General features: G+C 67.9%; 22 protein-coding genes and 2 pseudogenes. 11 read left to right on the top strand and 13 right to left on the bottom strand.

Annotated elements, in window-relative coordinates:
* Nucleotides 1–282, top strand: a pseudogene (locus JNW87_RS15540) (hypothetical protein); the annotation flags it as partial.
* 280 nt (nt 283–562) lie between these two features.
* Here the strand turns inward: JNW87_RS15540 and JNW87_RS15545 are convergent.
* The 5 genes from JNW87_RS15545 to JNW87_RS15570 form a co-directional block, all read right to left on the bottom strand.
* Nucleotides 563–883 carry an integrase core domain-containing protein gene (locus JNW87_RS15545; protein WP_161557983.1) on the bottom strand — a complete coding sequence of 107 codons (321 nt, stop codon included), beginning with the start codon at nt 881–883 and terminating at the stop codon, nt 563–565.
* On the bottom strand, nt 867–2,267 hold the full coding sequence (locus JNW87_RS15550; protein WP_109804815.1) for an IS30 family transposase: 1,401 nt from the start codon (nt 2,265–2,267) through the stop codon (nt 867–869). Before JNW87_RS15550 ends, JNW87_RS15545 begins: the two co-directional genes overlap by 17 nt.
* Before the next feature lie 483 nt (nt 2,268–2,750).
* Nucleotides 2,751–4,301, bottom strand: coding sequence for an IS1182 family transposase (locus JNW87_RS15560; protein WP_309233956.1), 1,551 nt, complete (start codon nt 4,299–4,301; stop codon nt 2,751–2,753).
* A 120-nt stretch (nt 4,302–4,421) separates the two neighbouring features.
* Nucleotides 4,422–4,880: an SRPBCC family protein gene (locus JNW87_RS15565; protein ID WP_109804813.1), complete on the bottom strand. Its 459-nt coding sequence runs from the start codon at nt 4,878–4,880 to the stop codon at nt 4,422–4,424.
* 364 nt (nt 4,881–5,244) lie between these two features.
* Nucleotides 5,245–5,460 (bottom strand): hypothetical protein, encoded by a 216-nt coding sequence (locus JNW87_RS15570; RefSeq protein WP_238453919.1) that lies wholly within the window; start codon nt 5,458–5,460, stop codon nt 5,245–5,247.
* 183 nt (nt 5,461–5,643) lie between these two features.
* Here JNW87_RS15570 and JNW87_RS15575 point away from each other — a divergent pair, with 183 nt between their 5' ends.
* Entirely contained in the window at nt 5,644–6,717 is a 1,074-nt protein-coding gene (locus JNW87_RS15575) for an NAD-dependent epimerase/dehydratase family protein (protein WP_109804812.1), read from the top strand.
* 211 nt (nt 6,718–6,928) lie between these two features.
* Here JNW87_RS15575 and JNW87_RS15580 read toward each other — a convergent pair.
* Nucleotides 6,929–8,161 (bottom strand): annotated as a pseudogene (locus JNW87_RS15580) (IS110 family transposase).
* Between the two features lie 646 nt (nt 8,162–8,807).
* Between JNW87_RS15580 and JNW87_RS15585 the strand changes: the two are divergent.
* Together JNW87_RS15585 and JNW87_RS15590 are read left to right on the top strand one after the other, a co-directional pair.
* Entirely contained in the window at nt 8,808–9,125 is a 318-nt protein-coding gene (locus tag JNW87_RS15585; RefSeq protein ID WP_146231250.1) for a hypothetical protein, read from the top strand.
* Nucleotides 9,126–9,221: 96 nt separating this feature from the next.
* Nucleotides 9,222–10,007, top strand: a complete 786-nt coding sequence (locus JNW87_RS15590) for a hypothetical protein (protein WP_238453920.1) — start codon at nt 9,222–9,224, stop codon at nt 10,005–10,007.
* Between the two features lie 68 nt (nt 10,008–10,075).
* On the opposite strand, the gene JNW87_RS15595 is transcribed toward JNW87_RS15590, so the two are convergent.
* Nucleotides 10,076–10,468, bottom strand: a complete 393-nt coding sequence (locus JNW87_RS15595; protein ID WP_238453921.1) for a hypothetical protein — start codon at nt 10,466–10,468, stop codon at nt 10,076–10,078.
* A 189-nt stretch (nt 10,469–10,657) separates the two neighbouring features.
* On the opposite strand from JNW87_RS15595, the gene JNW87_RS15600 reads away from it, so the two are divergent.
* Nucleotides 10,658–10,996 carry an Imm51 family immunity protein gene (locus tag JNW87_RS15600; protein ID WP_238453922.1) on the top strand — a complete coding sequence of 113 codons (339 nt, stop codon included), beginning with the start codon at nt 10,658–10,660 and terminating at the stop codon, nt 10,994–10,996.
* A gap of 182 nt (nt 10,997–11,178) precedes the next feature.
* Here JNW87_RS15600 and JNW87_RS15605 read toward each other — a convergent pair whose 3' ends face one another.
* Nucleotides 11,179–11,667 (bottom strand): hypothetical protein, encoded by a 489-nt coding sequence (locus tag JNW87_RS15605; protein WP_238453923.1) that lies wholly within the window; start codon nt 11,665–11,667, stop codon nt 11,179–11,181.
* A 739-nt stretch (nt 11,668–12,406) separates the two neighbouring features.
* Between JNW87_RS15605 and JNW87_RS15610 the strand changes: the two genes are divergently transcribed.
* The 4 genes from JNW87_RS15610 to JNW87_RS15625 all read left to right on the top strand — a co-directional run bounded on the left by JNW87_RS15610 (nt 12,407) and on the right by JNW87_RS15625 (nt 14,554).
* Nucleotides 12,407–12,580, top strand: a complete 174-nt coding sequence (locus tag JNW87_RS15610; protein WP_238453924.1) for a DUF664 domain-containing protein — start codon at nt 12,407–12,409, stop codon at nt 12,578–12,580.
* 51 nt (nt 12,581–12,631) lie between these two features.
* Nucleotides 12,632–12,769 (top strand): DUF664 domain-containing protein, encoded by a 138-nt coding sequence (locus tag JNW87_RS15615; RefSeq protein ID WP_238453925.1) that lies wholly within the window; start codon nt 12,632–12,634, stop codon nt 12,767–12,769.
* A gap of 158 nt (nt 12,770–12,927) precedes the next feature.
* On the top strand, nt 12,928–13,623 hold the full coding sequence (locus JNW87_RS15620) for a type 1 glutamine amidotransferase domain-containing protein (protein WP_238453926.1): 696 nt from the start codon (nt 12,928–12,930) through the stop codon (nt 13,621–13,623).
* Between the two features lie 265 nt (nt 13,624–13,888).
* The gene (locus JNW87_RS15625; protein ID WP_238453927.1) at nt 13,889–14,554 is read left to right on the top strand and encodes a hypothetical protein; all 666 of its coding nucleotides are present in this window, start codon (nt 13,889–13,891) and stop codon (nt 14,552–14,554) included.
* Nucleotides 14,555–14,698: 144 nt separating this feature from the next.
* Here JNW87_RS15625 and JNW87_RS15630 read toward each other — a convergent pair whose 3' ends face one another.
* On the bottom strand, nt 14,699–15,322 hold the full coding sequence (locus JNW87_RS15630) for a hypothetical protein (protein WP_238453928.1): 624 nt from the start codon (nt 15,320–15,322) through the stop codon (nt 14,699–14,701).
* Between the two features lie 433 nt (nt 15,323–15,755).
* Between JNW87_RS15630 and JNW87_RS15635 the strand changes: the two genes are divergently transcribed.
* Nucleotides 15,756–17,054, top strand: a complete 1,299-nt coding sequence (locus JNW87_RS15635; protein WP_238453929.1) for an MFS transporter — start codon at nt 15,756–15,758, stop codon at nt 17,052–17,054.
* 195 nt (nt 17,055–17,249) lie between these two features.
* Here the strand turns inward: JNW87_RS15635 and JNW87_RS15640 are convergent, their stop codons facing one another.
* The 4 genes from JNW87_RS15640 to JNW87_RS15655 form a co-directional block, all read right to left on the bottom strand.
* Nucleotides 17,250–17,744: a DinB family protein gene (locus JNW87_RS15640; protein ID WP_189197145.1), complete on the bottom strand. Its 495-nt coding sequence runs from the start codon at nt 17,742–17,744 to the stop codon at nt 17,250–17,252.
* A 170-nt stretch (nt 17,745–17,914) separates the two neighbouring features.
* Nucleotides 17,915–19,087: a winged helix DNA-binding domain-containing protein gene (locus JNW87_RS15645; protein WP_238453930.1), complete on the bottom strand. Its 1,173-nt coding sequence runs from the start codon at nt 19,085–19,087 to the stop codon at nt 17,915–17,917.
* Between the two features lie 387 nt (nt 19,088–19,474).
* Nucleotides 19,475–20,437, bottom strand: coding sequence for an IS30 family transposase (locus tag JNW87_RS15650; protein ID WP_238453931.1), 963 nt, complete (start codon nt 20,435–20,437; stop codon nt 19,475–19,477).
* A 128-nt stretch (nt 20,438–20,565) separates the two neighbouring features.
* Nucleotides 20,566–21,192 carry a DUF2625 family protein gene (locus tag JNW87_RS15655; RefSeq protein WP_238453932.1) on the bottom strand — a complete coding sequence of 209 codons (627 nt, stop codon included), beginning with the start codon at nt 21,190–21,192 and terminating at the stop codon, nt 20,566–20,568.
* A gap of 212 nt (nt 21,193–21,404) precedes the next feature.
* Here JNW87_RS15655 and JNW87_RS15660 point away from each other — a divergent pair, with 212 nt between their 5' ends.
* Nucleotides 21,405–22,664 (top strand): PQQ-binding-like beta-propeller repeat protein, encoded by a 1,260-nt coding sequence (locus JNW87_RS15660; RefSeq protein ID WP_255543925.1) that lies wholly within the window; start codon nt 21,405–21,407, stop codon nt 22,662–22,664.
* The last annotated feature ends 214 nt before the right edge of the window (nt 22,665–22,878 follow it).

Genomic DNA, 22,878 nt, shown 5'->3' on the forward strand with positions numbered 1-22,878 from the left:
AACAAACTCAAGCGCGACTTCCGCACGCTGATGGCTCAGCGTGGTGTCGACCTGTCCTACGGGCGCACGTTGCCTCGGTTGTTGCGCGGCGCGGGACTCATCGACGTCGAAGCCGACGCCTTCTTCCCGATGACCGGCGCTGCCTGCACCCTGCTGGAGCAGCCACCGTGGCGCAGATCCGCGACCGGCTGGTCGCCGCCGGCCTGGCTACCAACGAAGAAGTCGACCGGCATCTCGACAACGTCGCAGCGGGACTTCTCGACCTCGCCACCTCGCCCATGATCTCGTCCTGGGGCCGGAAACCTGCTTGAATCACTCGGAAATCCGCACGACCGGTCCACCGGCACGGCTACGGGTCCCGCCCCCACATCCTCCTCTCGGCGCGAGCGGACACCGCCACCCGGGACGTTGCACCGCGCGGATCGCGGCATGAGCGCGCACGTGATCAAGCGCTCAGGTTCAGCAGATGACTTGGGTGGCCTCTGTGTCACTGCAACACGTCGACAGCGATCACCGTGACTGGGCTTGACCCGTTTCGACGGACAGGGTCGATGTGGTGATTTCACGCTACCTTGCTGGCGGGTACCGGGCTGAGGCTGGTGGTCTCGTAGGCGGTGGGGCTGAGGTAGCCGAGGCTGGAATGCCGGCGGCGGGTGTTGTACCAGCCTTCCACGTACTCGAATATTGCCTGGCGGGCGGCTTTGCGGGTGGGCCAGGCCTGCCGGTGCAGCAGTTCGGTCTTGATGGTGGCGAAGAACGACTCCGCGACGGCGTTGTCCCAGCACTGCCCGCGCCGGCCCACCGATAGCCGTACGTCGTGGCGGGCGGCGAGGCGGGCGTGCTGGGCGCTGGTGTATTGGGCGGATTCAATCGGTCGTCGCAACACCGGGTTGTTGGAGCGATCGTAGGTGTTCGTCGAGGACTTCGGCTGGAGTCTTCCAGCCGAGAGTTTTCCGGGGTCTGCTGTTGAGCGCGTGAGCGACAGCGTTGATCTCGTCGGCGCTCCATCTGGACAGGTCGGTGCCTTTCGGGAAGTACTGCCGCAGCAGCCCGTTGGTGTTCTCGTTGCTGCCGCGTTGCCAAGGGCTATGCGGGTCGGCGAAGAACACCGGGACTCCGGTCTCGACCGTAAACCGTGCATGCGCAGACAACTCCTTGCCGCGATCCCATGTCAGCAATCTGCGGAGCTGCTCGGGCAGCGTCGTGATCGTCTCGGCGAGGGCTTTGCTCATCGTGATCGCCCCATACCCGGCGAGAGCCGGCCCGTTTTTCGTCCGCGGGATCACACCCCAGCCGTCCTCGCGTGGTAGGTGGATCAGCATCGTGAACCTGGTCGTCCGCTCGACCAGAGTCCCGATCGCGGAACGCTGCAAACCGATGATCAGATCTCCTTCCCAGTGCCCGGGGACGGCGCGGTCCGCGGCTTCGGCGGGACGTTCACTGATCAGCGTGTCGCTGGTGACGTGCGCCCATGCGCGTTGTTTCGCGCGTGCCCGAGGGACGCGAAGCGCCCGACCGGTCCGCAAGCAGGTGACCAGTTCGCGCTTGAGAGCACCACGGCTCTGGACGTAGAGCGCCTGGTAGATCGCCTCGTGACTGATGCGCATCGACTCATCCTCCGGAAACTCGGCCCTGAGCCTTCGGGAGATCTGCTCCGGACTCCACCCGTTCACCCATGCCCGGTCGCTCCGGTGGGGCTTGTTGCGGCCCTTCCACTGTGGGCCCTTCGGCCCGGCGACCGGACGGCCGTCCACTGTCCGGATCGCACCGGCAAGCCGTTGCTGGACATACTCCCGGAGTCGCTCATTCGTGAGCAGCTTCGCGGTCTTCGGCCGGCGGGCTCGACGCTCGGCATGCCACTGCGCGGTCGAGGCCTTGTAGTCCAACCGGTATGTCCTGGTCGAGGCGTTGCGCCGCAACTCCCGCGAGATCGTCGACGGGTCTCGGCCGAGCTGGCGTGCGATCTCGCGGACGCCCATGCCTTGCGCCTTCGACAGAGCGATGCCTTCGCGTTCGCTGAACGACAGATACCGGCCCGACACCGTTGCGGGCAACGCAGGATTCACGCCGCCAGCGTGCCGGAACCACCGGAATCCAACCGGCGACGACACGCCCGCCGCCGTGGCCGCGTCCTCGGTCATCACACCACGACTGATCGCCGCCCAGAATTTGACCCTGTCCTCACGCCACGCCACCGTCGGTCGTCCCGGCGAGGGAATCTGACCCCGATACTCCCGAACCCGCTTCTGCCCCGGCCCATACGCCATCGCTTCACCCTTCCGACGAGGTGTTGCGACGACCGGTTGAATTCACCCTGACAGCCGCGATCGGAGTGAAAGACCAGGCCCGAGGCGGGCCGGCGGCGTACGAGGGCGTCGGTGAGGGCGGCGTCGACCAGGTCGGTGCGCAGGTGATCGGCGATCACGCCACCGCCCACCCCGCTGCGGCGTCATCGCAGGCAGCGATGGCGCAATCACCGCGTACTCGGCATCAGTGATCTCGAACCGTCCACTCACGACAACTGAATACCGCACCCCTAACCGCAAGATCCAGGAAACACGCCCTAGGTGACTGGTGTGGAACGGTGGTTTGGTCGGGCTGTGCGGCCAGCCATCGTTGCCTGAGCGTGATGGCGGGGTCGGTGACGTCGCTGGGGTGGTCTGGGCGTCGAACCGTTGCTGGATAGGCGTTGTGGGTCTTTCATGCCGTGTGTTCGAGGGTGTTGTCCGGCTGGCCTGAGGGCGTCTGTCTCATGCGGGCTGGAGGGTCCAGCCGTGTTGGCGGGTGTGGGTGAGGCCGAGGGTGGCGAGTCGGGCGAGGTTGACCGCGGCGGCGAGGAGGGTGAAGTCGGCGGCGATCCGGGTTCGGCCGCGCATGCGGGCGCGTCGGCCGCCGTGACGGCGGCGCATGAGGTGGGCGATCTTGCGTTCGACTTTGGGTCGGGTCGTGCGGTAGTCGGCTTGCCAGGCGGCGTCGGTCTGGCGGGTGCGGGCGGTGGTGAGGTGGGCTTCATGGTGGCCGATGGTGATGCTGCGCCCGGTCTTGGACTCGGTGCAGTGCCCGCGCAGCGGGCAGGTAGCGCAGGCGCTGCCGAAGTCGGCCCTGCCGGCGTTGCGGTCGTGGCCTTGCACCGGCCGGATCGGGATCGTGACGCCGCCCGGGCAGGTGACCTGCTGGCGTTGCAGGTCGATGTCGAAGCGGTCCTTGGTGAACTTCCCGGCGGGGGCGTTCGGTGGCTGGACCTTGGTCTTGATGTCGATCCCAGCGGCGTCGAGCCGGTCGAGGACCTCGCCGGCGCCGTAGGCGGCGTCGCCGTAGACCGCTGCGGTGTCCTCGGCGGGCTCGTTGGCGTCGGTGAGATCGGTGATGAGGTCGGCGACCGGCTCGGCGTCGCCGGTGTTGCCGGCGGTGACCGTGGTCGCAGTGATGATCTCGGCGTCGGGGTCGACGGCTATGTGGCCTTTGTAGCCGTCGAAGCCGCGGTGGCTGGTCTTGTGCCCGTGCCGGGCCTCGGGGTCAACGGTGGAGATCACCCGGTCCGGGGCGACCTTGCGGGCGATGCGCAGCACGCCGTCGTCGCCGGTCTCCAAGTCCTGGCCCAGCACCGTGGCCAGCAGCCGCGTCGCCTGACCGACCGGCTCGGGCAGCGTCAGCCCGTCGAGGACGGCCAGCAGCGCGTAACCGTCGCGGGCCCGGGAGTCGACCAGGGCATCACGGGCGGTCTTGTCGTCCCAGTCGATGACCGGCTTGCCGGTCGTGGTGTAGTCATCCCCGCTGGCCAGGACAGCCCGCAACCGTGCGGCCAGGTCGCCGTCGGCGGTGGCGAGCAGCCCCCGGACCGCCGAGCGGATCAGCGTGACCGTGTCCATCGTGGCGACCGCGTCATACAACGGTGTGGAATCGAGGACCCGCCGCCGACCCAGCAACCCCGCCGCCCGGGCGGCGTCCAACGCCACCTCGAACACCCGGTCCGGCCGGTCGGAGCGGCGCAGCCGTTCCCGCATGTCCACCAGCACCGTGTGAGCGAACCCGACCCGGCCGGCGCCGTCCCAGCCGCCGACCCCGGCGGCGTAACGCCAGCGCGCGTCGAACGTGAACCGGTCCACCGCCTCCCGATCCGACAGCCCCTCGAGGCGTTGCAGGACCATCACCGTGGCCACCACCGACGGCGGCACCGACCGGCGACCGATCTGCGCGAACAGGTCGGTGAACATCCCGTCCGGAAACAGCATCTGCCGATGCTCATGCAGGAACGCGAAGATCGAGTTCGCCGGCAACGCCTCTTCACAGAACCGGGTCACCGGATCCAGCAGATCCAACTGCTGCGAAGCCACACCCAACGCCACACCGGCAAACTATCAGCAATCGACAGAAAGCGATGGCCGCCACGCCGGTGACGGCCATCGTTTAACACCAGTCACCTAGCCGAGTTCGACGAGTCTGGCGAGGTTCGCCAGGGCGATGCGCGTACCCGTCTCGTTGTCTTCGGCCGGGATCGCGTCGGGAATGCCGTCATGAACGACGACGACTTCTGCGCCGCCGTCCACGTCGGTGAGCGTCGTGGTCATGGTCATCGCGCCGCGGAGCGCGGGATCGTCGGTCTCGAACTCGACGACCTCGACCACCTGCTGGTCGGGCACGATCTTGACGAAGTGGCCGTGGTAGCTGTCGGTGTGTGCCGTTGACTTGCCGGTATTGTCCGGCGCCTCGTAGGTGAGCGAGACGCGCAACGAGCCGCCCTCGCGCGCGTCGAACTCGTGTACGTGGCCGCTCATGCCGGTGGGCACTCGCCACTTGGCGACTGCGGCCGGGTCCAGCAGTGCCCGATAGACGGCTGAGCGCGGTGCCTTGACGAGTTGGGATACCTGGGTCGAGTACATGGAGCGAATCTAGTGTCCGGCGCTCGGGATCGTGGCGCACTCACATCGGCTATGACAGCGCAGCGCGGTGGGCTGGGCGCGGCCAACGCGCGGACAGCGGCAGATGCGGATACCGAATCAAACGCGGGTGCGGGCCCGCAGCCCCGGTGGTAGCGGCGGCTCGTCGCGTGTTGTGCCGCCCGAGCCGAGACGACGTCGTCGCGCAACAGCACGGCCAGGGTCGTCGTACGTGCCATACCGGCCAGATGTGACGGCGTCACGACCACCAGCCCTACCTGCGACGCAGTTGGGGGCGTTGACGCCGCAGGCGGGCCTGGAGACTTGAAGGCGATGGTCGGCCCGTCTCCTTGGTGAGTGGCCTTGTTCAGTCGATCGTGAGCTGGGTGGGGGTGCCGCGCCGCCAGACCGTACGCAGGTTCAGCGTGTCGCCGATACGGGTGGTGGGGTCGCCGTCGACGAGGAGCAGGTCCGCGCGCAGGCCGGCGGCGATGCGCCCGCGGTCGTCGAGTCCGAAGCGGCGGGCGGGTGATTCCGGCACCTTGATCGGGCACCAGGTCAGCAGGTTGTTCGGGCGCTCCAAGGTCGAGTGGCTGGTCAGCCTTAAGGTTGTCGATGACCTTGATCGGCATGTTGTTTGGGAGCCTCGTCCGTTGCAGTCAAGATCGGCATCTTGTTCGGGCGCCATGGTGAGGTTGCTGTCGACGGCGTCGGTGGGCTTCGCCGTGGGGGCGGGGTGACGAGGGACTGGCTGAGGGAGAGTTGGATGTCTGTGGCTGTGGTGACCGGGTCGGCGGGCCTCATCGGTTCGGAGGCCGTACGGATGCTCACGTCGAGCGGATATCTCGTGGTCGGTTTCGACAACGATCTGCGGAGCAAGTTCTTCGGTCCGGAGGCTTCCACTCGTCCGACGTTGCGCCGGCTCTCCACGGACCTCGGCGCCAGCTACGTGCATCACGATGTCGACGTCCGCGACCGTGAAGCGGTCGGCGCGGTGTTTCGCCGGTATGGCAAGGACATCGCGGTGATCGTGCACGCCGCCGCGCAGCCGGGACACGCGAAGTGGTCGATGGGTGACCCGATCGAGGAATTCGAGATCAATGCGACGGCGACGCTCGGGCTGCTGGAGGCGGCCCGGCAATGGTGCCCGGAGGCGGTCTTCCTGTTCTGCAGCACCTCGAAGGTCTACGGCGACCGGATCAACAGCTTGCCGATGCGCGAGCTGGCGACGCGGTGGGAGATCGAGGCCGGTCACGAGTACCAGAACGGCGTCACCGAGACGATGTCCATCGACGGATCGACGCACACCTCGCTGGGGATGTCCAAGGTCGCCGCGGACATCATGGTCCAGGAGTACGGGCTGCATCACGGCCTGCGAGCGGCGGCCTTCCGCAACTGCGTGATCGCCGGCTCGGCGCATGCGGCCAGCAAGTCGCACGGCATGCTGGGCTACATCATGCAGGTCGTGGCACGGCGCCGGCCGTACACGGTGCTCGGCTATGGCGGGAAGCAGGTCCGCGACGTCCTGCACGTCTCGGATCTTGTCCGCGCCTTCGCGGCGGTCATCGCCGATCCGCACCCGGGGGCCGTATACAACATGGGTGGCGGACGGTATTCCAGCTGCTCGGTGCTCGAGGCCATCCGGTTGGCGGAGGAGATCAGCGGTCACGAGGTCACGTTGTCCTTCGAGGAGCAGACGAGGGTCGGCGACCACATCTGGTGGATCGGCAGCAACGAGTTGTTCCAGCGGCACTATCCAGATTGGGCGCCGGAGTACGACGTCAAGGCGATGCTGCAGGAGATCTACGACGTCAACGACGGCTGGCGGACGCAAGCCTGATCCCGGACCCGGCGTCCCCTCCAGCACGCGCACGAAGACCACGGCAGCGAAGACCGACCCCGCCGATTGATGACCCGGCGCCGCGACACCACCCCGCCGCCCCGCGCAGGGAAGGCATCCTCATCTCGGCACGACCGCGCCGGTCGCTGCCGTTCCTCCGTCACGCGCTGTGACACCCGGTCGGCGGCAGACATCCCATGTTCTGAGGTTGTCAAGAAGTGGGCTGGAGATGTGCCCAGGCGGTTGCCTCGTCGTAGGTCGTATTGGTTTTGAGGCAGCCGTGCAGGATGCCGACGAGGCGGTTGCCGAGTTGGCGTAGGGCGGCTTGGTGGCCGGTGCCGCGGGCGCGGAGGGCGTCGTAGTAGGCGCGGGCGCCGGGTGAGCCTTTCAGGGCGCAGAATGCCCATTGGTGGACGGCGTCGGCGAGTCGTCGGTTGCGGGCGTAGCGGGCCAGCACGATGGTGCGGGTGCCGGATGCGCGGGTGATCGGGGAGGTGCCGGCGTAGTTCTTGCGGGCTTTGGCGTCGGTGAAGCGGTGGGGGTCGTCGCCGAATTCGCCGAGGATCCGGGCGCTGAGGACCACGCCGAGGCCGGGTTGGCTCAGGTAGTGCTCAGCGTCCCGGTGCCGGCCAAAATGTTCGGCCACCACCTGCCCGAGCTGCTCGACCTCGACGTTGAGCGCCGCGATCAGCCGGACCTGAGCGGTCACGATGGCCGCGTAGGCGGCCTGGACGGCGTCCGGCTGGCGCAGCTGCGCCCCGCGTAGTCGCTGCTGCAGGTCGGCGGCTTTGGCGTCAACCTGGCGGCGTTTCGCCCGCCGCAACGCCGCGGCGATCTGCGACCGCGATAGGCGGGCGGCGCGAGCAGGATCCGGCGCACGCGCCAGCAGCTCCAACGCGTCCGACGCGGTCAGGTCGTCGAAGACGTCCAGGGCGGCGGGGAAGAACTCCCGCAGGACGCTGCGTAGCCGCAGCAGCTGCCGCGTGCGGTCCCAGATCAGGGTCTGATGGGTGCGGCGACGAGTTTCATCGCCTCGGCTTGGTCGCTGTCCCCGGCGACAGGTCGGTGATGGGCATGGTCCAGTCGCACGATCTCGGCGAGCACGTGCGCGTCGCCGGCGTCGGACTTCGCCCCGAGGTGGAGTGCCGTTCGCGGTAGCGGGCCACGGACATCGGCTTGATCGCATACACCTGATAGCCGGCCGCGATCAATGCTTGCACCCACGGGCCGCGGTCGGTCTCGATCCCGATCCGCACCTGCGCTGCGGCCTCGCCCGGGTTCAGGTCGGCCCACTCGGGGGCATCCGCTCGACGATCAGCGCGTGCAACCGGGTGACGCCGTCGAGACCTTCGGGTAGCCGTTTACGGGCCAACCTCGCACCGTGGTCGTCGACGAGCTCAACGTCGTGGTGGTCCTCGGCCCAGTCGTCTCCCAGATACAGCATCACGCCACCTTCCTCGATGGACAGTGTCGTCCATGGCAGCGTGGAAGAGACCTCAGCGATCTAATGGCCAAGTACTCACCGCGAACATCCGGGGCACGTCATCCCATCAGCTGTCCAGCCTCCTCACGACCAGCGGGCGCTCGGTCTGCCGCAAGACCTTGAAGGCCTGAAGAGAAGAGTGCTGACCCGCCAGCCGCTACCGGAGCCATCCTGCCGCAGCAGGCTGACAGAACCCATTAGAAGAGGACAGTCGGCGAACGGCGGTACCCATGGGTCATGGCCTCCTCCGAGGGAATCTGCTGATCGGCGTGCATCGAGCTTGGATCGTTACAGTGCCGGCGCCATTGATCAACCTATGACGCCCATCATGCGGGTTATGTGGCCCCCAACGCATATAGCAGTTGCATGGCGTAGCTGGCGGGCAGCGGCGCTGGCGGGCCGGGGTTTCGCATGCGTCGTGATCCTGCTGTGCTGCCTACTCACGACCGGATGCACGCCCCGCCAAATTTCGATCACCGCCGTGTACCTTGACGACGGCCACCCAACGGCCGCTGTCCACCGATGCGGTGGAACGCGCGTGTCCGGGATCTCGGTAGTTGAGACCATGACCGCGTCCGCGTCGGCCACCAGCTCTACGATCGGGAACGTGTGGGGCGTCGCCGACGTTCCCCCTCGCGCGGACGAACCGATCAGTCAGATTCGACTCCTGGAGACCCCGCCGGGCTGGGAATTGCAGACGACGAAGCCGGGCAGCTTGCTGACCGCGTTCGCGGTGGATCGCACGTACAGCGTCTGGGCGGACACCACTGACAAGAACGCCGGCAACGATGCCATGGTCGAGTTCACACTCGGCGACCTGCGCTCGCTCTCCGACGGCGAGGTGTGGGCGGCACCGGAGCCGTTCGCGCAGCCCCAAGCCATGACCCGCGAGGAATTCCGCCGGCACGCCGCTGCCAGTTGTTGACGACCCAAGAGTCCATACCCGCGCGATCACGACCGCGACGCGCACTCAATTCGGCAGATCCGGTCCTCTCGGGCGCGCTGCAGGCGGCAGAAGCGGATGATTCTTGTCGATGTCGATGGCGATGGCGATGGCGATGTGTCGGTCGGCCGGGGGATGATGTTGGGCATGAAGGCATGGGCCGACGGCGACCTCGCTGAGCCGTTCGAGCGGCGACTGGATGCTCTGTTGGCTCGGCTCTGCCCGGACTGGGCGCCTCCCGCGCTGCCTGATGAGTACGCGGCCAACCCGAGGTTCGTGGCGTACAACCGGCTCAACGCCAAACGCATGCAGGCGGCAGGTCGACTGCGCGAACAACCCGACTACGCCTTGTCCGCAGCGGATCAGGTGCTGGACGCGATCGTGCATGACGAGGACGTCAGCTTCAACCGCCAGCTCATCGAACCGATGCTGGCGACCGTAGGGCGCCGCGCCGTACAACAGCACCTGATCACAGTGGTCGAAACCGGGTCGCCGCTGCAGCAGGTCTGCGCCGTCCGCGCCTGGTACTGGTCTCAGGCGGTGATGGTGTACGAGTCGTCCGAACCGTTGCGGACGGGCCGCCCAACAGGAGCGAGCCGAGCCCGCGACGATGAGGTGGCCGACCTGCGCGGACGGTACCGCGCTGCTTGTCTCACCGCGTTCGTCGACTGTGACGATGCCGCCACGCGGGAGTGGCTGGCCCGAGGGTTTCTGCTCGACGCATCCTTCTATCCACCCAGCCTGCACGGCATCGTGGCCCGCGCCCGCACGATCGCCGAGGCAGACCCGGTCCGGTTCAAGGACCTGCTGGCCAGAACCAGCGACGGCACCAGCCTGGCTGCACTTCGCTTCGACGACCGCTAGCGCGCTCACCGCGTCCGCTCATCGGCAAGCCGATCACCCTGCCCGCGGTCAGCGGCATGTGCGGGCGCTCACCGATCGGGGGTGAGGAGGTCCTCTCCGCTGATCACGACGCACCCGAACATGTCGCCGAGGACAGTTCGTTGGTGTTCCGTGAGCGGGTTTACGAAGACCGCAACGCCCGCCTTCGCGGCCCGGCACGCTTGCGCGACTTGGTGCGCTTTGCCGGGGCTCAGCAGTGTCCGCCGCGAGAACGACTCGGTCATCTTGGTGGCACCGCCGTGCGAGACACGCCGCCGCTGGACGTGCCTGCTCACTACCCGCCCGCCGTATGCCCTGACCGAAGCCGCCAGCAGATCAAGCGTAGCCTCGAACTCCTTATCTTTTGCCGAGAACAGGCCTACGAGCACCACGTCGGCGCTAGCCAACACGGAGGTCGGTGGCCCGGTCGGATCTCGCTGCACGGGGCCATGGTGCCAGATGCCTCACGGCCACCCGCTACCGGCGCGAGCGGGCAGCGCGGCCTGCCAGGCGGCCGTGACAGACCGTACCGCCCGGTCCGCGCCATAGAGCGGATGTAGCGCCTGTTGTCGTTCCGGCGATCGAGTCGCTGCTCGGTTGTCGTCGTGGCGGCGGTTTGCCAAGCTCCACGTATGGATCCGATCGACGTGACAGAGGTCGCGCCAGGCGAGCATCGCTTGTACCTGGTAGCCGGGACCACCGATGTGGATGATGTGATCGCGGGGCTCGGCCATGAGCCCAACGGTGTCTTCTGGGAAGGGATCGTCGAGCTGCTCATCATGACCGAGCTACCCGCCCTTGACAGGCGCCTCTCGTTCGATTCGGAGGCCGGCGCGTTCCTCGCCCACAGCAGCGACCGCGCCGCGCTTGACGACTTGGCCATCCGGCTACGGGCGGTCACGGTCGACGGCGATCGTGTGCGGCAACTGGTGGAACTCGCCAAGACCCGCGGGTTCGAATTCGACGACTGAACCGCCAGGACCGGTCGCTGCATCGTTGGCATGCTCTTCGACACATCCGGTCACAATCGGTGAGCGCGGTCAGCGGCAGATGAGGAGGGCCGCGCCTCACGATCGATACGCACAGTTGATCGCGCGCGTTCACCAGCTGGTCGCACCGGGCCAGCGGTCCCCTCAAGGGGATTTAGGCAGAGTCAGAGGCAGGTAGGCCGCAGATCCCGGGGCGTGTAGGTGATCTGCAGGTGGTAGGTCCCCCCGGCGGTGCTGAGCACCTGGAGGCTCCACGTGCAATTGGTCCCATCCGACTTCCCGGCGTCGTAGACATGGCTGCCGTGGCCGAACGCCTCCCAGCCGCTGGCGCGGGCAAGATCCGCGTAGAAGCGCGACACGTCGGCGGCGGCACCGGCTCCGGTGACCTCGCGGTCGAGCATTCCAAGGCTGGGCGGCCCCGGACTCTCCCAACCGCAGCTGACGGTCTCGGTCACCGCTGCCAGGGTGGCGCCGGGTGGCGTCTGGGTCAACACCGGCTCCTGACGCAGTGCGGCGACCGTCTTCGGATCCGGGTGGCAGTCGCGGGCGGTGATGTCTCCCGATATGGCGTCGCCCAAGTCGCCACAGCCCCCAAGGAACAGCCCCAACGCGGCCACCACGACAGCGGGGCTGACAACGCCGACCCGGCTCACAGCACACACCCCAAAGTGTTCGATCTTCGCCTGGTGAGCATAGGTTCGCGGTCTCCTGGTGCACCAGCCCTGATCCAGCGATCGAGCCTGCGGCCGGACATGGCCCTACCCCAACTCGGCAGATCCGGTCGTCTCCGACGCGCTGTCAGCGGCAGAAGCGGATGGCTCGGGACGCCGATCGCCGATCTCCGTGGCTGCACGGCGCCGGGGGCTGGGCGGGGGACGGTGGTGAGGTCTGGCCGGTAGGCGGTGTGAGCGTGTTCGGCGGCTATGGTGGCGCCGTTGCGTATGATTTGTGCTTCGCTGTGCGCCCGGCCCAGTCGACATCTCACGGCCTTGATGTCCGCGCTCACGTAATCCGTGAGCGCTCCCACAAAGACTTGTCTTGGCGGACGAATCTCTGCACCGGGCTCCCGTTGCATTTACCGGCTCCGGCACCAGGGCTGGCGACCCGGACCGCCAGCGTGGGGCTCGGCGCCCCCGTACTGGAATAAGGGGCGCGCTGGTCCCGTCGGAAGCGCCGGGCGGTCGCCGCTCGGCTGTATGCCGGCCCTCGGTGAACGCGGCCCGGTCGTCGCGGCAGGGGAATTGCCATCGACGACCACGGCGGCGCCGGCCGGACGCGGGTGGCGGCGCGCGCGCCGAGTTCAGCGTAGACGATCTGGCTGAACGCGACCGTGTAGTGCGCGGTCCCGGCATGCTTCACCGGCCCCACCCCGGCGAGCTCCTTGCGGACCAGGTGACCGCGCTGACGGCGGTGCCGCTCGGCAGGCACAACGGCCCCGACGAGGACGACCAGCCACCGACCGTGCGCTGGCTTGTGGTGCGCATGATCGAGGAGACGGCGTGCCACTCCGGCGACCTCGACATCGCCCGCGAAATGGCCGACAAGACGAACCTCGGCGCACGCTAAAACCGCCGCCGCGCGGTGAAAACACCACCCACGCACGAGACGCAAGAAAACTTGAACAAGGAACTCGAAGCGTTTATCGACTACCTCGACGCCCAGCGCGATCACGTCCCGGGCATCCCCGAAGGGCTCTCGGACCAAGACCTGCAGCGGCCGGTCCTGTCGAGCGGCTGGAGCTGGTGCGGCATCTGACCGTGGACGCGTGCGGACGCAGGCGGCAGTCACGCGCAAGCCGCACGGCAAGCCGCCGCGGAGCGGCCCATACGCGTACATCGGGGCGGACGCGTGTCTACGCTGGAAATTGTTAATCCCACCAAATAGACCAAATGGGATGAGGAGGCGAACGAGCGATGGCGAAAGTCCTGTTCATAGTGAGCGGAGCCACGTACTGGGTGCTCAAGGACGGCAGCAGGTACGCGACCGGCTATTGGGCCGAGGAGTTCGCGAACCCGTACAAGTTGCTCACCGACGCCGGCCACGAGGTCGTGGTCGCGACGCCGGGCGGCACCACCCCGAACGTCGACATGATGAGCCTGCGCCCCGCGATGGCGGGCGGCGAGCAGGGCGCCCTGGATCTGGAGGCGATTATCCGGGATGCGGAGGTCATGCGGCGGCCGCTCAAGCTGTCCGACGTCCGCCTCGAGGACTACGACGCGGTCTACATGCCCGGCGGCCACGGCCCGATGGCCGACCTGGCGTTCGACGCCGACGCGGGCCGGCTGCTGACCGCCCAGCTCGAATCGGGCAACCCGCTGGCGATCGTCTGCCACGCGCCCGCGGCCATGCTGGCCACCAGGATCCACGGCGTTTCGCCCTTCAAGGGCTACAAGGTCACCGGCTTCACCAATGAGGAGGAGGAGGCCGTCGGGCTGGCCTCCAGGGCGACATGGCTGCTGGAGACGGACCTGAAGGAGAAGGTCGGCGTCCAGTTCAGCCGCGGCCCGATCTGGGAGCCGTACATGGTGGAGGACCGCAACCTTGTCACCGGACAGAATCCGCACTCCGCCGCAGTCCTGGGGAATCGGCTGCTGGAGATCCTCAAGTAACGACTCGCCGCAGTCGTAGTTTGCCTGAGCCGAAGGCCGGGCGCGCTACGCGCCGCCCGGCACCGCTGCATCATCCACACAGCAACCGCGAGACCCGCACCGCAGACCCATCTCTGTCCGGCGCTCAGGCCCCCGCGACGTCAACACGACGGGGCGTGCCGTTCAGTACGGCCCGCTCGGTGCCGCTATTGGAGCGGCGGACGCCGGCACGAGCGGATCTTGTAATCGGCTTGCCCCGGATAGAGACGGACGGCACTATGCGGTCGTGGGGTCGGACTGGATCTGGGAACTGCGGGTACCCGTGGCGGCCGGGCCGGCTCTTCGCCAGTTGTATGCACTGGCAGCCGAGCGGAACCTGCGCCCGCAGCGCCCCGATGGGCTGATCAACCTGTTCACCAATCCCGACGCCGACCTACGCACGGTCGAGGACCCCGACACGGCGCTCGCCGCCATGGCGACGGGCACCGAGCACGGCCAGTTCTGGACGAACGGCGACATCGACATCTTCGTCAACTGGGAAGACGGGCGCCTCGTCTGGGCGCTGGACGCAGGCTTCTGCTATCGCCGCCCGGTGCGCGAGGCGGACACCTTCCGCGAGCTGCACGGCCGCCTGACCGGCTTGTGGCTTGATGTCGCGCAGCGTCTGAACGCCGACGTCGGCCGAGTCCTCGACGAATGGTCAAGTGATCAGATATGGGAATGGGGCATCCACGACGCCCTGCACTCGGCCGGGGGTTGGCCGGCTGAGCTCGGCTGGTGGACCTACCTCGGCCCCGATCGCCGTCTGCCACGGCCACGGCTGCCCGAGGTCGCCGCCCGCACGCGCCGACTCCCCAACGGCGCCCTGCTGGTCACCCTCCTCGACGACCCGGCCGCCGTCGACCCGCTCCGCTACGAGGACATCCATAGCCGCTGGCTCCCGCCCGCATGAGCTCGCTGAGGCAGCACCCTGTGATATGCCTTCGGCGGCCCAGCGCGCACACGGCGGCAGATCCGGACACGTGACCTTTGCAAATCCGCACGGCGGCGGTGGCAACAACCGTCACGGTGACATTCGGGTCGTGGATCAGGCCGGTCAGGCGGCCGGTTCGCTGGTGGGCGACCGGTGGCCTCCGTGGCACGCGATCAACGCGTCTGCCACGATTTCAGCGTCAGCTTCTGCGACGTCCGGTGGGTACTCCGGCAGCAGGTCGTCCCAGACGGCCAGCCACGACCCGTACAATTGGGCCTGCCCCTCGGGCCGAGCGAAGAACCAGACGTGCAGGTGGGCGCCACCATCTCCGATGCGGTAGACGTGGGCCCGCGAGATGTGCGGCAGCGCCTGCATGTGGCGGACGATGCGAGTGCTCAACAGCCCCAGTTCGGCGGCCAGTTCGTCAGGTAGATCCGCCATGTCGTAGTGATCGCGCGGATACAGCATGAGCACCAGCGGGACGCCCACTCCCGGAATCCGGACCAGCCGCCACTGATCGTTGAACCAGATCCCTTCGTCCCGGTCGCGGCAGGCGTTGCAGTCCGACGGATCCTCGCCGTGTCGCGCGGGCTCCGGGAGCACCGGCGGGCGCAACGGCGCTACGCGCAGTCCGTCCGGCTCGAACGGACTGATCTCCCATCCAGTCATGCGTGCCAACGGGAGCCGGCGCTCGCTGTCCGCGACGGCGACTGCGTGGTCATAGAACTCGTCCGGTCGCAAGGCCATGCGGCGAAGACTAGTACGACAAGATTCCAAGTGATCGATAGCCCCGTTGTGGCTGCCAGGCACCGCCCGATGGTCTCGTACTCGATGGTCCGGATGAACCCGAAGCATCCGCTCGTCGGCACGTCCGGAAGGCCACCGGGCCAGCTCGGCGTGACGGTGCGTAGCGCGCGGATCGCGGCTAGATGTGCGCACCCGATCATGCCAAGGCAACGGCGTCGCCCGCTGGCCGCGAACGCGACGAGCCATACCCACGCGATCGCCATGACAGCGTCTGTGCCCTACTGCGACCCCACCGGTGGGGACTGTCGTTGCCCGCCGTGTCGACCGCCTGAAGGGTGCCAGGAGAGATCTGGACATCCCGGCGGATGCGGCCCTGCCACGCTCAGGCAGTCGCTGGGCCCCACGCCTTGATCCCGCGCCTTAGCGTGGCAGGGTGGCAGCACCCCGCATGGCACCGCCGTCGGAGATGAGCCGCCGGCTGACGTTCCTGTTCGCGTTGGCGGCGGGAGTGGCCATCGGCAACCTGTACTGGGCGCAGCCGCTGCTCAGCTTCATCGCAGGCAATCTACGCGCCGCGACCGCGACGGCCGGCTGGCTCGTCACCGCGACGCAGGTCGGGTACGCCGTCGGCGTGCTGCTGCTCGTGCCGCTCGGCGACGTCCTCGACCGCCGCCGGTTCGTCCCGGTGATGCTGCTGACCTCGGCCGCCGCACTGCTGCTGTGCGCGCTGGCGCCGTCGATCGGCGCACTCCTCCTCGCACTCGGCGTGCTCGGCATGACGACGATTTCCGGGCAGGTCCTCACACCGCTCGCCGGGGACCTTGCCGGCGACGCCCACCGCGGTCGGATCGTCGGCGCCGTCGGGTCCGGGACCCTCACCGGTATCCTGGCCTCCCGCACGATCAGCGGGTTCGTCGCCGGCGCCGCCGGGTGGCGTACGATCTTCGCCCTCGCCGCGGTCGTCGCCGTCCTGCTCGCGGTCCTGCTCTACCGCGCGATTCCACCGCTGGCACCGCGGACGCGCATGCCATACCCGCAGCTCATCGCCTCGGTCGGCGCGGTGGTCATGCGCGAGCGGGCGGCCCGATGGACGCTGGTCCTGGCCGCCACAGGGTTCGCCGCGTTCTCGCTGTTCTGGACGGCGCTGACGTTCCTGCTCAGCGGCCCACCGTTCCGGTACCCGGTAGCGGTGATTGGGTTGTTCGGGTTGGCTGGCCTCGCTGGTGTCCTTTCCGGCCTGCACGGCGGTCGTCTGCACGACCGCGGTTGGTCGCTTCCGGCCACCGGCGCGGCCTGGGTACTGGCCCTCGGCGCCTTCGTCGTCGCGGCGTTCGCCGGCCGGTCCGTCGTACTTATCATCATCGTGATCATCATGATCGATGTCGCCCTCCAGACGCAGGCCCTCCTCAACCGGGCGCGGCTGTTCGCCCTCTCCCACGAGGCCCGCAGCCGGCTCAACACGGCGCTAGCCACCGGCAACTTCATCGGCGCTGCTATCGGCTCCGCCGCCGCGACCACGCTCTGGTCCGCGGGCGGCTGGACAGCGGTCACGATCACGGGAACGGCGCTCTGCTGCTTCGCGCTCACCGTGTGGGCGCTGGGACGTCGTGGTCCACTCGTGATCCGGTTCGCCGTGACGGACGGCGCTGTAACGGACCGCAGTGAAACCTCCCTCAACCGCGCGACATTCGCACGTAGTGCTCGTGGTGCTCCGGAGTCGAACCCGCCATGACGCCCTCGTGCGCAGTCCACGCGTCCGCTTCTCGGCAAAGTCGGACGTTGCGGGAGCGGGGCTGAACGCGCGCATCGCGGCAGATCCGTGCGTTCCTCACCGTCACCTTGCCGACCCTTCGGGCCGTTGCTGGTCTCCGAGTGCTCGACGGGGCTGCGTTGCACCGGATGGGGTACGGCTCCGAGTCGCGATCTCCTACCGGCCGGTGGCACCGTCGATGAGCTCTCGCAGGATGTCGGCGTGACCGGCATGCCGGATGGTCTCGCTCGTCATGTGGGCGAGCACCCAGCGAAGCGTACGAGGCGCGTCACCGACCGGCTGCGCGGTGAGGAGGTCGGGGCCAGCGGCTGCGATGATGTGGGCGTCGCTGTCGGCAATCGCGGTCCGGTAGCCGGCGATGATCTGTTCCGGGGACCGGTCCGGCTCGACCACCATGTCGAAGTCGACGTCGGCGTAGCGCGGGTCGCCGGCGAACGTGTAGCCGAACCAGTACCGTTCGGCGTCGGTCAGGTGCTGGACCAGGCCCAGCAGTGTGGTGTCGGAGACGACCAGGCGGCGCCGCAGCTGCTCCTCGTTCAAGCCGGCGACCTTCTTCAGCACGCATGATCGAGCGAAGGACAAGAAGGCGAGGGTGGTGTCGAGCTCGCCACCGTCGTTGCGCGGTACGGCTTCGCGTTGGGATTCGATCATGCCCTGACCTTACGTACTGCCATCCGGGAGAGGCAGGCGGGGACGTCATCCGTGCGGTACCGACCAGACGCCCGCTCATCGGCACGAGCGCGCGCAGTGCGGCATGTGCGGACGTTGCCAACACTCGCAGACCGATCGCATGTGCCCAGGATCGGGTGGCGCTGGCGTGGTTACGCGTGGCCGCCTACGGTCACCGTGCCGATGGTCAGCTGTGGTTTTCCCTCCAGGCTCTCCCCGATACGTTCCACCTGGTCGTCGAGATCGCGACGCTCGGCGATGGTGAGCGGGGTAAGCGGCTCGACCGTGACGTGCAGCTTGCGTCCGGAGCGGCGCTGGTGCCACACACCTGCGACAGTGCCGTCGATGAGCAGTACCGGAAAGTTGCCGGCCTGACCGCCGGCGAGCGCGCGTTGCGCGGCAGGTCCCGGGAAGAGCCGCTCACGCGGGTGGCAGCCAACGGTGTAGGCGTCGAAGTATGGCAGTAGCTGCACCCCGTGCGGTGGCGTGGGTGGCGGGGCGGTGTCGCCGGCACGGACCCAGGCGGGGCTGCCGTCGACCTCGACCTGTTCCAGATCGCCGGCGAGGGAGTCGAACAATTCGGTCGCCCAGCGGCGAGGCGCGGACAGCCACTGCGCGAACTGCTGCGGTGTGGCTGGGCCGTACGCGTGCAGGTAGCGCCGGACCAGGCCGGCGAGGGCGTCGGAGGCCTGGGCCGGCTGAAATCCGGGGAGCCACCGCCGTGGGCTGGTGTAGGTGACCTTCCGCCCATGGTTCGGGCCGAAACACAGTGCCCCGCGGTGCGCGGCCAGGTGCATGACCTGCCGCCAGCGCGGCCACATGCCGCCGAAGGCCGGCACCACCGGGTCGGCGGCCCAGGGGCCGGTGCGGGCGGCCACCTCTGCGCTGAGTTCGTCGATGGTCAGTTCCGCGTCGGCCAGTGTCGCCGCGACCGCCGCGACGATCTCGTCGGTCTGTTCGGGGGTCAGCCGCAAGTCGGCGGGCATGATGTTCGAAGAAGGTGGGATCGCGCTGAGCGCGCCGGTCCACAGTGGCAGCTCACGGGTCGGTAGCAGGTGCACGGTGCCGCGTGGCCCGAACGTCTTGACCAGACTGTGCTCGCGCCACAACGCTTCCCGAACATCGACCCGGGTCGCGCCGGCGACGCGCAGCCCGATCGACACCTCAGTGGCGGACAGCACCTGAGCGTGCGCTCCGCACATGGCGGCAACAGCATCGGCGGGTTTGCCGTCGCGTACCGGGGCGGACAGCCCGTGCCGATCAAGCCGCCGGCTACATACGTCGGACCAGGACAGCCGCGGCACGGCGGTGGAACGGTTGGTCATCCGAGCACATCTCCCGGTGTCGTCGTTGAGTTCTTGGTGGTGATGGTCCGGGCACCGCGCCGGCCGACGGCAGCGCCGCCCTGGTACGTCGCCGCGTCGTGACGGGCGAGTGGACCTCCCCCGCCCGACTGCGGTGGGACCGGTAGCAGCTGACGTGTGGGCGGTCGTCGTATCCCGACCTTGTCCGGTCTTCGGATGACCGTTGAACGCGTCGTCTTGCTGGCCCGGATCGGGCGGTCCGGGCCAGTAAGGCGTCTGCCCTAACGGGTTGCGGTCAGCGGAACGGGCGGAAGAATTCGCGCATGTCGTCGACCAGGAGGTCGGGTGCTTCCATGGCGGCGAAGTGGCCGCCGCGGCTGAACTCGGCCCAGTGCACCACGGGCAGATTCAGGCGGTCGAAGCATTTGCCTCTACGAGTTCGGCGAATATCTCGGAGGGCTTCTTCCAGTTATGGATCTTACGGGGTCGGTCGTTGATCTCGGAAGCCACCATCGCCAAATATTTCGGATCGGACGTGATCGGAACGCCTTTCGGGAAGTATTCGCGCAGGATACGGTTCGCGTTCTCGTTGCTGCCACGCTGCCACGGCGAGTGTGGGCGGGCGAAGTACACCGGCAGTCCGGCGGCGGTGACCCGGGCGTGTCCGGCCATCTCTGAGCCGCAGTCCCAGGTCAGCGACCGGGCGATCTGCGGCGGCAGCGTCCCGGCGGCGGCGATCACCGCGTTGCCCACGGTCAACGCGTCGCGGCCGGACAGCGGGACCAGGACCACGAACCGTGAGGTCCGCTCGACCAGCGTCGCGACGGCGGACTTGCCGCCCTTGCCGATGACCAGGTCGCCCTCCCAGTGGCCCGGCACCTGCCGGTCTTCTACCTCGGCGGGACGTTCGTCGAGGTAGCGAGGCTCGCGGATGCGGGGAGCCGGGGCCGGGCGCGGGCCCGAGCGGCGGGCCGGACGGCCGGCGCGCAGCCGGATCAGCTCCCGGGCCAGGGTGGACACCGGCTGGGCGTAGACCCACTGGTAGATCGCTTCGTGTGACACCCGTACAGCCTGATCGTCGCGGTAGTCGAGCGGCAACCGGCCGGCGATCGACGCCGGCGACCAACCGCCCTTCAGCAACTCCTTGACCACCGTCTGTAGCCGTGGCGACCGGTCGACCGCGTACGCCTTCGGCCGCTGCCGGCCCACCGCGGCCGACTCGTCCGCAGACACCGCCCGGTACCCCGCACGGCCTCCATGCCGGGCCACATCTCGGGAGACCACCGACGGGTTCCGGCCGATCAGCCGGGCGATCTCCTTGTACTCCAGGCCCTCAGCCAGGCCACAAGATATCTCTTCACGATCGGTCAAGGTCAACATGTTGCGCACGGCGGGAATCCTGTCCCACCGAACCGTCAAGATCAAATGCTACGACCGACTGAATTCGCCGGCTGCTGGGCCGAAGCGACTGCAGTAAGGCGTCGAAGGGTTGACCAGCTCTATCTGACGCCCATCAGCGACATCGCCTCGGACATCGGTATCGGACGACGAGATGCGGTGTTGAGATCCTTTCCTTCCCGCGTCCACAGCGGCGGCAGTACGTCAATAGCTTGGTCGAATCGGCAGGCTGCTACTTCCTCCGCCCATCCCCGCCAGCGCAGAGTCTCGTAGAAGCTTGTCATCGCGCCGCCGATCATGGCTGCCAGCCACTCGCCGTAGCCCAGCTTGCAGTCCTCCCAGCGTAAGGTGTCTGGCGCGAAGTACTGAATTGTTGGCTTACTGCCGGCGGTGTCCGTCCACGCGAAGTGGCCACCCAGGACATCTTGCGCCACGAGGATCCCCCCGGCGACGTTGTCGTTGACCTGGCTGCGACTGGCCAACTGATGCTCGTCATTGCCGGATCCCAGGACACGCAGCCACCCCTGGTCGAGTACGAGCCCGCCGGTGTGGTGTACCACCGCGCCCAGCCACGACCGCGTCGTCACCTGCAGCCGTTGGAGTTCTTCGTCGGCGCGTTCCGAGTCGGCAGCGAGTACCAAGACGGGATACGGCGCGGCCGCAACCGCGGCCTGGATCTCCGGCCAGGCCGGGTCATCGGTCTCGATCAGCTCGATCAGTGGACGCACATCGGCACCCTACTCAACCACCTCCGGCGCACTCTTCTCGGCATGACAACGCGCACACCGCGGCGTGACGGGTTGTCGCGAGTTCATGATGGCTCGCCCGCAGCCGGCGTCTCGGACGCATCTACACACTCCCTACACGCGTCGATCACGCGGTTCGCCTACTGTCACCGGGTATGCGTGGAACTAGGATCTTCGCGCGTACCGTCGGGTGCATGCCGTGGTGGGTCTGGGCGGCGGTAGTCGCGGCAGTCGTGGCCGTCCTGTCATGCGTCTCGGCGCCGCTGCTCGTGCTACGTCCCGGGTCTCGGCTTTCCACGGCGGACGTGCCATACCCGGCGCCAGCGGCAGCCAGCGTCGGGGTTGTCGCCCAGCTTCGCGCAGCTCCTCTGATTCTGGACCGTCGTCTGCGCGTGTTCGCGACGCAGAACGACGTGTGGGCCGAGCCGCTCGCCGCGCCCGACGGTACGGATTCCTACTGGTCTTACCACCGGTGGCCGGCGGAGGTTGTCGGCATCGTCGCGTTCGGTGCCGCCGGCACCGCACCGCCCGTAGTCGTGGTGAAGTGGTCCGACGGCCTACTCGTGGCGCTGCACGCCGAACGCGGAGATATCACGTGGACGACCCGGGTCCAGACCAAAGACAGCGATGAGTACTGGGGGCGGCGCACCGGCACGCACACGGTCTACGGCGACGAGACGCTTTTCAGCCTCTACAGCGCCCGTTCCGGCTCGTCCCCGGTCGTCATCAGCTCCGGTGACACCAAGGTCGACGCGTTCGACCCGATCAGCGGCCGTCAGTTGTGGAGCATGGATCTGCCGACGTGCCATGGCGTTGACTGGACCGGCGAGGAGGTCTTCGCCACGATTCTTTGCTCCAAGGGGTTACACACCATCCACCTCTACGACGCCGGCACCGGTCGCCCCGTCAGAACCTGGGTACCGCCGGGGGTGTCCTCCACGTCAACCTCAGCAGAACGTTCGTGGATCCGCTGGCTGACGGCATGCCGCACCGAATCCTCTGAATGCCAGGGCTTCCAGGTACGCCAGGAGGAAGCATGGCGGATCCACGCCGATGGCTCGATAACCAAGGAGGCCGTAGCGTCGTCCGACATCGATGACCGGATCGCCGGTGATGTCGTTGTCCGTCGAACCGATGGCCGGCTCACCGGCCTGCGACGAGATACCGGCGACCAGATGTGGCAGATCGCCCTCGACAGCCGCAGCACGATGGCCACCGGCGCCGACGCGGTTTACCTCTTGACGTCGGCAAACGACCTCGCCTGTGTCGATGTGAGGACAGGCACGGTGCGAGCGACCATCCCACTGCCCGGTGCAACCGCGTGGAAGGCCTACTCCATGTACGTGACCGATGGGTTCGTCGTCATCGAGCGAGTCAATCCCGATGCGCGCGAGCGCGACGGCGACAGAAGCTACTACTACGGATCACGACCGGTAGTGCTCGCCACCTGCTGACCCCCAAATCCGTCAGTGGACAAGCTGGATCATCGCGTGACGGCGACAACCGTTGACGAGCCGAACGCGCAAACCCTTCGGCATGATCGCCAGGTCTATTCGGAGGCCACGAACCCAGTCGGGTAGCCCCGGCGCATTGCTGCGCCGGGGCCCCCTCAGAACCGTGCGTGCAACTCGTCGCGGCACACGGCTCAAGCAAGCCGCTCGGGCGATT

The sequence above is a fragment of the Micromonospora sp. ATA51 genome, from assembly GCF_016802855.1.
In the GTDB taxonomy this organism is placed as follows: Bacteria; Actinomycetota; Actinomycetes; order Mycobacteriales; family Micromonosporaceae; genus Micromonospora; species Micromonospora sicca.

What these genes read in the sequence shown, in the direction of transcription:
- JNW87_RS15660 (WP_255543925.1), top strand. Translation starts at nt 21,405, where the DNA reads ATGCCGTGGTGGGTCTGGGCGGCGGTAGTCGCGGCAGTCGTGGCCGTC.
- JNW87_RS15590 (WP_238453920.1), top strand. Translation starts at nt 9,222, where the DNA reads ATGATTCTTGTCGATGTCGATGGCGATGGCGATGGCGATGTGTCGGTC.
- JNW87_RS15645 (WP_238453930.1), bottom strand. Translation starts at nt 19,087, where the DNA reads ATGACCAACCGTTCCACCGCCGTGCCGCGGCTGTCCTGGTCCGACGTA.
- JNW87_RS15575 (WP_109804812.1), top strand. Translation starts at nt 5,644, where the DNA reads ATGTCTGTGGCTGTGGTGACCGGGTCGGCGGGCCTCATCGGTTCGGAG.
- JNW87_RS15565 (WP_109804813.1), bottom strand. Translation starts at nt 4,880, where the DNA reads ATGTACTCGACCCAGGTATCCCAACTCGTCAAGGCACCGCGCTCAGCC.
- JNW87_RS15630 (WP_238453928.1), bottom strand. Translation starts at nt 15,322, where the DNA reads ATGGCCTTGCGACCGGACGAGTTCTATGACCACGCAGTCGCCGTCGCG.
- JNW87_RS15640 (WP_189197145.1), bottom strand. Translation starts at nt 17,744, where the DNA reads ATGATCGAATCCCAACGCGAAGCCGTACCGCGCAACGACGGTGGCGAG.
- JNW87_RS15550 (WP_109804815.1), bottom strand. Translation starts at nt 2,267, where the DNA reads ATGGCGTATGGGCCGGGGCAGAAGCGGGTTCGGGAGTATCGGGGTCAG.
- JNW87_RS15600 (WP_238453922.1), top strand. Translation starts at nt 10,658, where the DNA reads ATGGATCCGATCGACGTGACAGAGGTCGCGCCAGGCGAGCATCGCTTG.
- JNW87_RS15620 (WP_238453926.1), top strand. Translation starts at nt 12,928, where the DNA reads ATGGCGAAAGTCCTGTTCATAGTGAGCGGAGCCACGTACTGGGTGCTC.